14 protein-coding genes are annotated in these 12,193 nt (G+C 66.0%); 8 read left to right on the top strand and 6 right to left on the bottom strand.

Annotation, left to right across the window (positions count from 1 at the left end):
- On the top strand, positions 1-630 hold a 630-nt coding region (locus tag VN856_RS14270), incomplete at its 5' end, for a sensor domain-containing protein (RefSeq protein WP_325690079.1).
- Positions 631-639: 9 nt separating this feature from the next.
- On the opposite strand, the gene VN856_RS14265 is transcribed toward VN856_RS14270, so the two are convergent.
- Both VN856_RS14265 and VN856_RS14260 read right to left on the bottom strand, forming a co-directional pair.
- A complete protein-coding gene (locus VN856_RS14265; protein ID WP_325690081.1) occupies positions 640-2,232 on the bottom strand; it encodes a Na+/H+ antiporter in 1,593 nt (530 codons plus the stop codon).
- Between the two features lie 83 nt (positions 2,233-2,315).
- Positions 2,316-3,599 (bottom strand): cytochrome P450, encoded by a 1,284-nt coding sequence (locus tag VN856_RS14260; protein ID WP_325690078.1) that lies wholly within the window; start codon positions 3,597-3,599, stop codon positions 2,316-2,318.
- A gap of 108 nt (positions 3,600-3,707) precedes the next feature.
- Between VN856_RS14260 and VN856_RS14255 the strand changes: the two genes are divergently transcribed.
- Together VN856_RS14255 and VN856_RS14250 are read left to right on the top strand one after the other, a co-directional pair.
- The gene (locus tag VN856_RS14255; protein ID WP_325690077.1) at positions 3,708-4,064 is read left to right on the top strand and encodes a PadR family transcriptional regulator; all 357 of its coding nucleotides are present in this window, start codon (positions 3,708-3,710) and stop codon (positions 4,062-4,064) included.
- Positions 4,061-4,438, top strand: a complete 378-nt coding sequence (locus tag VN856_RS14250) for a hypothetical protein (protein ID WP_325690075.1) — start codon at positions 4,061-4,063, stop codon at positions 4,436-4,438. The genes VN856_RS14255 and VN856_RS14250 overlap by 4 nt, the downstream gene beginning before the upstream one ends.
- An 18-nt stretch (positions 4,439-4,456) precedes the next feature.
- On the opposite strand, the gene VN856_RS14245 is transcribed toward VN856_RS14250, so the two are convergent.
- Positions 4,457-4,801 (bottom strand): MmpS family transport accessory protein, encoded by a 345-nt coding sequence (locus VN856_RS14245; protein ID WP_325690073.1) that lies wholly within the window; start codon positions 4,799-4,801, stop codon positions 4,457-4,459.
- A gap of 153 nt (positions 4,802-4,954) precedes the next feature.
- Between VN856_RS14245 and VN856_RS14240 the strand changes: the two genes are divergently transcribed.
- The 4 genes from VN856_RS14240 to VN856_RS14225 all read left to right on the top strand — a co-directional run bounded on the left by VN856_RS14240 (position 4,955) and on the right by VN856_RS14225 (position 9,422).
- Positions 4,955-6,010, top strand: coding sequence for a catalase family peroxidase (locus tag VN856_RS14240; RefSeq protein ID WP_325690071.1), 1,056 nt, complete (start codon positions 4,955-4,957; stop codon positions 6,008-6,010).
- Positions 6,007-6,564, top strand: coding sequence for a cytochrome b (locus VN856_RS14235; protein ID WP_325690069.1), 558 nt, complete (start codon positions 6,007-6,009; stop codon positions 6,562-6,564). The genes VN856_RS14240 and VN856_RS14235 overlap by 4 nt, the downstream gene beginning before the upstream one ends.
- A 34-nt stretch (positions 6,565-6,598) precedes the next feature.
- Positions 6,599-7,672 carry a dihydrodipicolinate reductase gene (locus VN856_RS14230; RefSeq protein WP_325690067.1) on the top strand — a complete coding sequence of 358 codons (1,074 nt, stop codon included), beginning with the start codon at positions 6,599-6,601 and terminating at the stop codon, positions 7,670-7,672.
- An 82-nt stretch (positions 7,673-7,754) separates the two neighbouring features.
- The gene (locus tag VN856_RS14225; RefSeq protein ID WP_325690065.1) at positions 7,755-9,422 is read left to right on the top strand and encodes an Hsp70 family protein; all 1,668 of its coding nucleotides are present in this window, start codon (positions 7,755-7,757) and stop codon (positions 9,420-9,422) included.
- Here VN856_RS14225 and VN856_RS14220 read toward each other — a convergent pair.
- Both VN856_RS14220 and VN856_RS14215 read right to left on the bottom strand, forming a co-directional pair.
- Positions 9,419-9,715: a hypothetical protein gene (locus VN856_RS14220; protein WP_325690063.1), complete on the bottom strand. Its 297-nt coding sequence runs from the start codon at positions 9,713-9,715 to the stop codon at positions 9,419-9,421. The two genes, VN856_RS14225 and VN856_RS14220, sit on opposite strands and share 4 nt — an antisense overlap.
- Positions 9,716-9,806: 91 nt before the next feature.
- Entirely contained in the window at positions 9,807-10,763 is a 957-nt protein-coding gene (locus VN856_RS14215) for an SDR family oxidoreductase (protein WP_325690061.1), read from the bottom strand.
- 66 nt (positions 10,764-10,829) lie between these two features.
- On the opposite strand from VN856_RS14215, the gene VN856_RS14210 reads away from it, so the two are divergent.
- A complete protein-coding gene (locus tag VN856_RS14210) occupies positions 10,830-11,591 on the top strand; it encodes an SHOCT domain-containing protein (protein ID WP_325690059.1) in 762 nt (253 codons plus the stop codon).
- Here VN856_RS14210 and VN856_RS14205 read toward each other — a convergent pair.
- A partial coding sequence (locus VN856_RS14205; protein WP_325690057.1) for an MBL fold metallo-hydrolase occupies positions 11,588-12,193 on the bottom strand: 606 nt, incomplete at its 5' end. The genes VN856_RS14210 and VN856_RS14205 overlap by 4 nt on opposite strands.

Genomic DNA, 12,193 nt, shown 5'->3' with positions numbered 1-12,193 from the left:
GGCGGCGGCAATCAAACCGGCCCGAACTCGACGACGACGACCATCACTTCGCTGATCCCGCGACCCGTTGTCGAGCGTGAACTCGAGTCGCTGATGCTCACCCCTGCCCAGATCAACCCGCTGATGGGCGCGTCCGGAATGGCGGTGATCAGAAAGCACGACGCGATGTCTGACGACAGCGCCACCATGAAGCCGATCGAATGCCTGGCCGTCGACGGGTCGGCGCAGGCACCGGTCTACGCCAACAGCGGTTTCACCGCGGAGCGTGACCAGGCGCTCAACGACGGCAACAACTTCACCCACTACGCCGAGCAAGCGGTGGTGCTGTTTCCCACCACCAAACAAGCCCAGGTCTTCTTCATCTCCTCGAGTCTTCGATGGCCGGCCTGCCATCAGTACATGCACACCCAATCCAAAACGCAGTGGATCGTGGCGCCGATATCTGATGCCAACGACGCGTTGAGCACGATTTCGACGCAGCAAGAAGCAAAAGCCGGCGGGTGGGCCTGCGGCCGCGCATTGGCCGTGAAGAACAATGTCATCGTCGACGTCAACACCTGCAGCGCCAATCCCGCGAGCTCCGCGGTCGACATCGCAAATCAGATCGTCGCGAAAGTTGCTGCCCGATAAGGGGTCTGGCTAGTCGGGGTTCGAGGGTCCCAACAGCCGCGCCTCTTCGAGATCCATCGCGGCCTGCAACTCGAGCAGGACGATGTCGTCGATGCGACGCTGGTCGCGAAGGTCGGTGATGGCGCGGCGCTTGTGTTCGAGCACGCCAAGGCGCACCTGCCGAATCAAATCGCTGCGTTCTTCGGCGTCGTTGCGAGTGGAGCGGTTGTCGCTGGCCCTCACCAGCGCAGCGTGTTTCTTGTACTCGGCGTGCAGCCGGTTCTGCAGGTCCTCGTCGATGCCGACTTCGGCGGCGACCAACGGCAGCGCGTCCAGGGCGGCTTGGGCGCCGTGGCAGCGCGCCAGACGCAATTCGTCGGCGTGGGACTCGTCTTCGGGAATGCGAGCCCAGCGGACGACAGCGGGCAGGCTGCTGCCCTGGACGAGCACGGTCGTCAGGATGACAAACGACACGACGAAAATGATCAGGTTGCGATCCGGGAAGGGCGCGCCGCTGTGGGTGGTGAGCGGGACCGCTAGCGCGGCCGCGAGCGAGACGGCTCCGCGGAATCCGGCCCAATTGGACACCATCCGTTGCCGCCAGGCGATCCGCCGTTCGCGTTGCGAGTCGCGCCGGTCCACGGTGCGGACCAGCACCGTCGTGGCCTCGCCCCAGGCGATCCGGGTGAGGACAACCACGGCGGTGACGGCGACCGCCATGGCGAGGGCGTGGTGTACTCCGCCGTCGACCCGGGAGACTCCCCGCACCGCCCTGGGCAGCTGGACGCCGACGAAAACCCACAGCGCGCCGTTGATCAGGAAGGTCGCAATGTCCCAGAACGCGAACGTCACCAGACGGGAGCGAGCACGGATCACCCGCGGCGAAGCGTAGGCGAGCATGAGAGCGGACACCAGGACGGCGACGACACCGCTGCAGCCAACCGAATCGGCGAGCAGGAACGCGGCGAACGGCGTCAGCAGGCTGAGCGCGGCTTCTTCTTGCGGCGCGTCGAGCCGCGTCCGGGCAAGCGTCACGACACCGCCGACCAGCAGGCCGGCCGCGATGCCGCCGACGTAGGACACGATGAATCGGATGGTCAAGTCGAGCGGGCCGACGGGCGCGCCGCCCATCGCGACCGACACCGCGACACCGAACAGAACCAGCGCGGTCCCGTCGTTGATGATGCTCTCCGCTTTCAACACGGTGAGGGTGCGGCGCGGCAGCTGCTTCGCCAGACCGGCGACGGCGGCGGCGTCAGTCGGGGAGAGCACGGCGCCGAGCACCGAGGCGGCGTGTGATTCCATCCCGAATGCCCGCGCCGTCCACGACACCGCGATCGCGCAGGCCACCACCAAACCGACGCTGAGCAGAACGATGACGCGCAGGTTGGCGCGGATCTCGCGAAAGCTGGTATTCAGGCCCTCCCAGTAGAGAATTGCCGGCAAGAACAGCAACAGCACGATTTCACCGTCAAGCCGGACGTGGCCGAACCGCGGGATCAAACCGAGCAGTGCACCGAGGCCGATCAGCAAAACCGGCGGGCCGACGCGGTAGCGCCGGCCCAGCACTGTGCCCACGATGACGATGGCGAACAGCACGACGATGACGACAAGCCCGAACACCTGCACATCATGCTGTACGGAGGGGGCAACTTTCATCTCGGCGGCGTGCGGGTGCCGAGCGCCGGTTTATGGCCGGACGGGAATCAGGCCGGCGATGTCCACCCGATCGGCAGCGTTTTGATGCCGTGGATGAATGGCGACAGCAATCTGGCGGGCTCGCCGGTCGCGACGACATCGGGTATTTCGCGGTGCAGTTCTTCGAACATGACCCTGATCTCGCGGCGGGCCAAATTGGCGCCCAGGCAGAAGTGCGCGCCGCCCCCGCCGAAGCCGACGTGCGGGTTGGGATCACGGGTTACGTCGAACATCCACGGGTTGGCGAACTTTGACTCGTCGCGATTGGCTGAGCAGTACCACAGGGTGGCCTTGTCGCCGGCCGCCAGCTTCGTTCCGTGCATGTCGAAGTCACGGGTGAGCGTGCGGCGCATATAGACCACCGGTGACGCCCAGCGCACGATCTCCTCGACGGCCGAGTGTGACAGCGCATCGAAGTCCGACCACCACGTCTGCCGCTGCTCGGGGTAACGGGTCAATGCGACCAGCCCGTGGCTGATCGCATTGCGCGTGGTCTCGTTACCCGCCACGGCCAGCAGGATGAAGAACGACCCGACCTCGGCCGATGTCAGCCGCTCGCCGTCGACTTCCGCCTCCACCAGGCTCGTCGTCAGATCATCCTGGTGATTGACGCGGCGATCCTCGGCCAACGCGCTGGCGTACGCGCCGATCTCCATCGAAACCTGAACGAACTCATCGAATTCCGTTGTCAGATCCGGATCGCCGAAACCGAGGATGACGTTGGTCCAGTGGAATATCTTCTGATGGTCTTGCTCGGGGATGCCCATCATGTCGCAGATCACCTGCAACGGCAGCGGGCCGGCCAGCTCGCTGACCGCCTCGGCTGTTCCGTCGGGATGTTTCGCGATCATGTCCGCAACCAGCCGGCGGGCGCGCTCGCGGACCGAAGTCTCGATGCGCGCCACCACTTTTGGGGTGAACGCTCGGCTGACGATGGATCGCAGCCGTTGGTGCCGCGGGTCGTCGAGCACGATCATCGAGCCGAAGTATTCGGAAACCTCCGGTGTTTGGTCGTTGATGGTGATGTTAGGGCTGGAGCTGAAGATCTCGGGGTGACGGCTCGCGTAGAACACGTCGTCGAGTCCAGTGAGTGCCCAATGCCCGCCGCCTTTGGCGAAGCCCTCTTGAACGGGCTCCCCCCAGAACGAGATCGGCGCCTCGCGCCGCAGCGTGGCGAATGCCCCGTCGCGCTGATCGTCGTCGAGCGCCCAGAAGTCCCATGCGCCGAGATCGATGTCGGCGAGCGCAATGTCGGGCGGCGCCGTGCCGTTCGTCCGGGTCGCAATACCCATGTCTTTAGTCCTCGTCGTTGAGCGGCTGTAGGCGCGAGCCTAAACCGGTCGCGGCCGATCGGGCTACTACGCTTGGCGTAGTACGTGGTACGTACTAGACTCCCCGGCATGGCACGCGGTTCCCGCCCGGCCCGGAAGCTGGGCAGACGAAATGATCCGGCGGTGCTGATCATGACCAGCCTCGCTTCGGGCGCCAAGCACGGCTATGCGCTGGCTCGTGATATCGAGCGGTTCGCCGGCGTAACACTGGGTCCGGGAACCTTGTACGGGGCGATCACCGCTTTGGAAGACAACGGCTTGATCGAACCGACGGGCCACGACGAGCGACGGCGCCCGTATCAGTTGACCGCCGCGGGACGGGCTGAACTGACCACGGTGGTACGCAGTCTCGGCGCGATCGCGGCCGAAGGGGCTCGTCGCCTTGGGATTGCGTTGCACCTACCCGACCCTGGCTGGGCGCAATGAATCCTCGCGACGCCCGGCGCGTCCTGCGGTGGTACCCGGCGGCCTGGCGCCGCCGCTATGGCGAGGAGTTGATCGCGATGCTCGACGACACCCACGGTGAGGACGAACTTCCGCGGCACGCTCGGATGTCACTGATCCGATCCGGCTTGATCGAACGAGTTCGCCTGTTGCGCAAGTACTCTGGCACCTATGTCGGATACAGCATCGCGTGCGGGTTGGTGTGGGCGGTCATCCTGGCGGCGGTGTGGACCCAGGCCGGCGACGGCATCCGCCATACCTTGACGGTGTTCTGCGGCGGGTGGGCAATCGGCTGGCTGTCGGCGAGCATCGGACGCGTCGTCTACCCGCCACCGAAATCCCGCAGGCCGGCCTGACGCCGGTCTGCGGGGTGCTCAGTGCGAGCAGACGGTGCGGGCCGGCGCCCCGTTGGCGGTCGCTTGGCTGACCACCTTGCCGTCGATCAGGATCGTGCATGTGATCGAGCCGGGGCTCTGCGCGCTGAGCACGTACACCTTGGTGTCGAGGACGTTGAACTGCGTCGTCCACGGCAGGGGCACGTGCGCCTGCTGCCGCTGGGCGTCGTTGTCCGTCTCATACGAGATGTAGTCGGCGACCGGGGCGCTACCACTCAACTGATAGGTCACCTGCGTCAGCGGCACCGCGTGTGCCGCTCCGCCCAGCCCCATCGTGGCCGCGAACACCGTGAGGCCCGCAACAAGGATCGACTTCGTGGTCATGGTCATACATCGTGTCCCCCCGGCCAATTGCATGGGTCGGTTTTCGGGGCTTTTCCTTCAAGACCAAGTTCCGATGTGCCGCAATTGAACCGATGCCCAAGAATGATCGTGGCAGGCAATGAAAGCCGTCGGCGAGTAACAAGGAGCTGATCTATGCCCGAGCCATCCGAGCCACCCGGACGATGGGGCACCGCGCGTCCGGGCCGTCGTGACGTGCTGCGCGGTGCCGCCGCGGTAGGAGCCTTTCTCGGGCTGGATCTGGCTGCGTTCCTGACGGCGTTCAACTGGATCGGTCCCAAGCGCTTGACGCCGCAGGCCTTCCTCGACGGATTCAACAAGGCTTTCGGCCGGCACCACGGCTACCGGACGAACCACGCTAAAGGGGTATCCGTCACGGGCTGGTTCGACAGCAACGGCAACGGTCGAGAGCTGTCGACAGCGGCGGTGTTCGCACCAGGCCGGACGCCGGTGATCGGTCGATTCTCGGCGGCCGGCGGCAACCCGCATACCGCTGACGCGGCCGCGGCGGGGCGCGGGCTCGGCCTGGCATTCGGATTCCCGGGCAGCCAACAGTGGCGGACGGCGATGCTCAATCTTCCCATCTTCCCGGATAATTCGCCGCAGAGCATGTACGACCGGCTGGTGGCCACGGCCATCGTGCCGGGAACCGGCAAGCCGGACCCGAACGCGATGACACGGTTCTACGCCGCCCACCCGCCTGCCGCGCGCGCAATGACGATCCTCAAACAGCACAAGCCCACACCCGGCTTCGCCGACAGCACCTTCAGCGGCCTGAGTGCCTTCTACTTCGTCAACGCATCGGGTGTGCGAACGGCGATCCGGTGGTCGCTGACGCCGCTGCAGCAGGCACTGCCGCCGTCGTCGGGGCCCAGCGCGCTGTTCGATCCACTCGTCGCCCAGCTGCGGGCCGGGCCCCTGCGTTGGCGGTTGATGCTGACCATCGGAGGACCAGAGGATCCGACGCACGACGCGACCCTGCCGTGGCCGGCCGACCGTCGCACCGTCGACGCCGGGCTGCTGACGCTCGACTCGGTGGCAACCGAGTCCAAAGGCAATGCGCGCGACATCAACTTCGATCCGATGGTGCTGCCACCGGGCATCGAGCCGTCCGACGACCCGCTGCTGAGTGCACGCTCGGCGGTGTACGCCGCGTCCTACCGGCGCCGCACCGGGGAGAACACGCTATGACCGAGGTGAAGCAGTTCACGGTGCCGAGCAGGGTGCTGCACTGGCTGACGGCGGGTTTGGTGTTTGCCGCGCTGTTCATCGGATTTGTGATGGTCAACTCGGTCGGCTCCTACGCGCAGCTGATCGCGGTGCACAAGACGGTCGGCGCACTTGTCCTGCTGGTGATGGTGGTTCGCGTTATCAACCGGATGAGGCATCACCCCCCGGCGTGGCCGCCGACCATCGGTGCGCTCGAGGGCCGCCTGGTTGGGCTGTCGGAAAAGTTGATGTACGCGCTGCTGCTGCTCCAGCCACTGATCGGTTGGGCGATGCTCTCCGCCGCGGGGGGCCCGATCGTCGTTTTCGGGGCGGTCCACCTGCCGAGGATCGCACCGTTCGATGCGCAGCTGTATTGGGTTCTGCGCCAGTCTCATTCGGTGATCGCATACACGCTGATGGCCGTGATCGCCGCGCACATCTCGGCGGTGTTGCTGCACACGCTGACGCTGCGTGACCGTCTGATCGAAAGGATGACTTTCCGATTTCGGAGCAAGGCCGACCGCAGCCGCGCCTAGGGTGATCGGGGGTTCCTCGATCGGAAGGTGGCGCATGGCTAAACGGGTTGTGGTGTGGGGTACCGGCTTCGTCGGCAGGATGGTAATCGCCGAGATCGTCAAACATCCGGAGTTCGAACTGGTCGGCGTCGGGGTGAGCAACCCGCAGAAGGTCGGCCGCGATGTCGGCGAGATCTGTGGTCTGTCCGAGCCGATCGGCATCGCCGCGACCGACGACGTCGACGCGCTGATCGCGCTGAAGCCCGATGCCCTGGTGCATTACGGTCCGACCGCTGCGCACGCCGACGCCAACATCGCGCTGATGACGCGCTTCCTGCGCGCGGGCATCGACGTGTGTTCGACCGCGATGACGCCGTGGGTGTGGCCGACGATGCACCTCAACCCGCCGAACTGGATTCAGCCGATCACCGAGGCGTGCGAGCTGGGCGAGTCGTCGTGCTTCACCACCGGCATCGACCCCGGATTCGCCAACGACCTGTTCCCGATGACGCTGATGGGACTGTGTTCAGAGGTGCGCACAGTGCGGGCGTCGGAGCTGCTGGACTACACCAACTACGAGGGCGATTACGAAGTCGAGATGGGCATCGGCCGCGAGCCCGAGTTCCGTCCCATGCTGGAGAACCAAGACGTGCTGGTGTTCGCGTGGGGCGCCACCGTCCCGATGATCGCGCACGCCGCCGGCATCATGCTCGACGAGATCACCACGACGTGGGACAAATGGGTGACTCCCGACGAGCGCAAGACGGCCAAGGGCATCATCCCGGCCGGACATGTCGCCGCGGTCCGCTTCACCATCAACGGCGTGTATCAGGGCCAGACCCGCATCCAGCTCGAGCACGTCAACCGCATCGGTTTGGACGCGGCCCCGGACTGGCCGGCCGGCACCAAGGACGACGTCTACCGCGTCGACATCGAAGGCACCCCGAGCATCTCGCAGGAGACCGCATTCCGGTTCACCGATGGATCAGGACGCGACGCCGCCGCGGCCGGTTGCCTGGCCACCGGATTGCGGGCGCTCAACGCGGTCCCGGCCGTCAACGACCTGCCACCGGGCTGGGTCACGCCGCTGGATCTGCCGCTGATCGCGGGCGTCGGCACGATTCGCTGAAGCCAGGTCCGGGTGACGGTGGCTGCCGGGCGGCGGCGACACGGGGCGATAAATTGGTGGCCGATGCGCGGGATGAGACGAGATGGCTGACGGAGAAGGATCGGCGTTAGGCCTTTCTATAGGGGCCACCAACCTGGCGGCGGTAACCGCCGATCGGGCGGTGACCCGCAAGCCGGTGCTGACGCTGTACAGCCAGCGCTCACCCGAAGTGGGAGTGCCCGCGGAGAACCCCAGGCTCAACGAGCCCGGGTTGGTGATCAGCGACTTCGTGGACCGCGCCGGAGATCCGGCGGGCGTCGCGGCCGCCGACGGCAGCACGTATCGCAGCGAGACTCTGGTCGCCGACGCGCTGCGGGCCCTGGCGTACACCGCCACCGACGGACGGCCGCTGCCGGATGCGGTCGCCGTCACCCATCCCGCGCACTGGGATGCGCTGGCGGTGGACTCCGTCGGGGTCGCCCTGAGCCGGGTGTCGGAATGGTCGCGCGGCCGCTTGGCTCTGCTACCCGATTCCACGGCAGCACTTTTCGCCCTGCGGATGAACCCGGGCCTGCCGGACAGCGGGACCGTTGCCGTCTGCGACTTCGGCGGGTCCGGAGCGACTATCAGCTTGGTCGACGCCGCGAACGGCTATCAGGCCATCGTCCCGGCCGTGCGAACGGAAGACTTCTCCGGCGACCGCATCGATCAGGCAGTGCTCACCCACGTCGTCGGCGATCTGTCGTCGGCGGGTTCGTTCGACTCGTCGGCAACCTCGGCGATCGGCTCACTGAATGGTCTGCGGACCGCCTGCCGGTACGCCAAAGAACGGCTCTCCTCGACGATGGAGACCGAGTTGACCGCCGAGGTGCCCGGCTATCGCGGCGAGATCCGGCTGTCCCGCACCGAGCTCGAGGATGCCATCCGTCAGCCGCTGAACGGCTTCATCGACTTCCTACACGAAGTGCTGGAGCGCAATGGAATTCGCCCGACTGACCTGGCGGCGATTGCGTCGGTGGGTGGTGGCGCAAGTATCCCCTTGATCACCAGAACGTTGTCGGAGCAGTCCGGTGCACTCGTAGTCACCGCACCGCGGCCACACCTGACGGCAGCGGTGGGCGCGGCGCTGCGGGCCGCCCGCGGACCGGGCGACAGCGAGACGGCGCTGGCGCCGACCTCGGCGGGATCGGCGCTCGACGCGATGACGCTTGCCGACATCCCACGTGCGCCCGCCTCGGCCCCGGCGCTGGCCTGGTCGGAGGCGGACGACGATTCCGGAATCATGCCGCTTCGTCCTGGTGAATACGACGACGAGCCGGCGGACGGCGCCGGTGCGCCGCTACGTGCACGACCGCGACGAGACCTCGCGCCCGAACCAATCGTCACCGGGGCGAGCCAGGACGCCTGGTACCGCCGGCCCTTAGTGGTGGCGATGGGCACCGCGCTCGCGGTGCTCGCCATCGTGGCGGCAGTAGTGATGGCTATTCGGTACACGTCCAGCAATGCGCCGACGCCAAGCGTGAGCACGACGCCGGCAACGTCGAGCGAAAACCAAGCGCCGAGCAGCAATCCGGCGTCGTCAACCGCGCCGGATACCAGCACGGCCCCGTCGACAACCAGCGAAGCACCTACGACGACAACCACAACCGGGGCTCCGTCGACCACAACCACCACTAGTCAGCCGGCCACTACCACTACGCAGGATTCCGGGCGCCCAGACCGGCCGCGTTTCCCGCGGGACCGCGACGGCAGGCTCTTTCCAGGGCGCTAGTTGGCGTCTTTCTGCTCGTCGTCCTTTTTCTCGTCTTTGTGCTCTTGGTCCTTTTTCTGCTGTTCGTCCTTGCCGAACTTCGGATTGCCGTCATCGTCCAGCCACTCGTTGATCGCGACGCCGGTAATGGTGTTGTCGGTGCCGGGCAGGGCTACCGTCTCTCGGTCATCGTCGTAGGCCGCCTGCATGCGCTCGACCTTTTCTTTGCCCTCTTCGCTCAGCTCAGGCGTGTCTTTTTTGTCCTCTTCGGTGCGTTCAGGCGTCTCGGTTTGGCCCTTTTCGTCGGCACTCATAAATCTCCGTTCTCATTGCGCCCACTGCTAGGCGCTTTATGAGGGCTACCCGTTGCCGAAGTGCCCAAACGGCGCGGTGGCGCTGTTGGAGTCAGTTCGGCTCGGGATAACTGGTCGCGGTGAGCTGCTCGGAGATGTCCCACAGGCGCCGGCTGGCGGCATCGTCGCGGGCGCGCGCGGGCACTTTGGCGGCGGTCACACCGCCGCCGGCCGCCTCGTAGATGCCGCGTGGCCCGTAGTAGCCCCCGCCTTCGGCGTGCGGGGAGGTTGCCGCATACAGAGCGGGAAGAATTCCTTCGTCGATCTCCTGCCACAGGAACGGGGCGAGCCGCCAGGACGTCGTGTAGAGCCGTTCCATCAACGACGGTTTCGTGCGCCCGTGTGACGGTCCGCTGATCTGCAGGTTGGTTTTGGTCAGACCGGGGTGAGCGGCGGTAGACACGATGCCCCAGTCGGCGGCGCGGCTGCGGCGATCCAACTCGCGGGCGAACATCAGCACCGCCAGCTTCGACTGCCCGTAGGCCTGCATCGCCGAATACGACTTGTCGAATTGCAGATCGTCGAAGTGGATGCGGCCGCTTTGACGGGCCGCGAGGCTGCTCAGCGAGACGACCCGCGCGTTGTGGGCGGCCCGCAGCAACGGCAACAGATGCGCGGTGAGCGCGAAGTGGCCGAGATGATTGCTGCCGAACTGTAATTCGAATCCATCGGCGGTGGTGTCCCGTTTCGGCGGGGTCATCACGCCGGCATTGTTGATCAGAATGTCGATCGGCCGGCCCTCGGCGTTGAGTTGCTCACCGAGCGCGGCGACGCTGGCCAGCGACGCCAGGTCGAGCGGTTTGATGGTCAGGCGGGCGTCGGGAACGTTGGCGCGAATCTCATCGATCGCGACCTCGCCCTTGGCGCGATTGCGGATCGCCATGACCACGTCGGCGCCCGCCGCCGACAGCCGACGCGCCAGCCCGAACCCCAGCCCGCTATTGGATCCGGTGACGACGGCCAGCTTTCCCGTCAGATCGGGTACATTCGCGACTAGATCGGGGGCCATGAATTTCCCTCCTCTTCGATGTCCGATCCTAGTGTCGCTTGCGGGCGGCGGTGACACACTTCACCGATGAGCAGCGAAGCGCCCGCAAAGCTAACGCGAACACTCGCCATCTGGATGATGGTCATCGCGGTGCCGGGCTTCATCGTCACTTTGGTGCTCAATGCCTTCTTCCTCGACGACTATGGCGCGTATGGGGAAGTGCCCGTTCCTGGTTCGGCAAGCTTGCACCTGCCGGCCGGCGAGGTGACCGTCAGCCTGCACACGGTGATCATCGGCGGCGCGAACGGTGGCGGCCTGCCCGTCCCGCCGTTGGGCCTCACGATCGACCCGCCAAGCGGCGTTGCGCAGCCGGCCGTGACGGAAAACATCGGCAGCACAACGACGGTCAACAACGACGCGCACGTGCGGGTCTGGGTAGCCCGGATACCGTCCGAAGGCAACTACAACATCACCACCGACGGCAAGGTCAACGGTTACATCGACCCACGACTGGCCTTTGGCCATGGCAGTTCGATTGGATTCCTGGTATGGGTTTTCGTCGCCATGTTCGTCGTCGGCCTTATCGGGTCGATCGTGGCGTCGAAATGGCTGGGCCGTGTTCGACGCAACGCGGCGCCGGTCGCCGGTATGGGAATGCCCGGCTACGAGTTTCCCGTTGTCCCGTCACCGCCGATCGCGAAACCGGCGGTGAACGCCGTCGCGCATGAGCCCAGTGGCGAGGGTGTCCGGTTGGAAAGACTCAAAACTATTGCGGCGCTGCGTGACTCTGGTGCCTTGACCGATGCCGAGTTCGAGGCTGAGAAGCGCAGAATCCTCGACGGCGACTAGTGGCCGCGGGTGACCCATTCGTCGTAGTGCACGATTTCGTCACCGATGCTGGTGGTGTCGCCGTGGCCGGTGTAGACGACGGTGTCGGCGGGGAGGGTGCCGAGTCGGCCCGAGATCGACTGCAGGATCGTGGGGAAGTCCGAGAAGGATCGCCCGGTGGCGCCCGGCCCACCGGAGAACAGGGTGTCGCCGCTGAAGACGGCGCCCAATTCCGGGGCGTGCCAACACACCGACCCGGGGGAGTGGCCCGGGGTGTGCAACGCCCGCAGCTCGGTGCCGGCGACACTGATCGTCTCATCGTCTGACACCGCGCGAAAGTTCTTGTCCGGGTGCGTCATCCGCCACAGCACGTCATCAGCAGGATGCAGCAGGACCGGCGCGTCGAGTGTTTCACCGAGTTCGGGAGCAACGGTCACATGGTCGTTGTGGCCGTGAGTGCACACCACTGCCACCACGTTGCGCCCGTTGACCGCCGCCACGATCGGTGCCGCGGTGTGGGCGGCATCAAAGACCACGACGTCGGAATCGTCGCCGACCAACCAGATGTTGTTGTCGACTTCCCAACTGCCGCCGTCGAGTTCGAAGGTGCCGTGGGTGACGAT

This window comes from Mycobacterium sp. (assembly GCF_035603715.1).
Classification (GTDB): domain Bacteria; phylum Actinomycetota; class Actinomycetes; order Mycobacteriales; family Mycobacteriaceae; genus Mycobacterium.
This window is presented reverse-complemented; position numbering and strand designations above follow the sequence as displayed.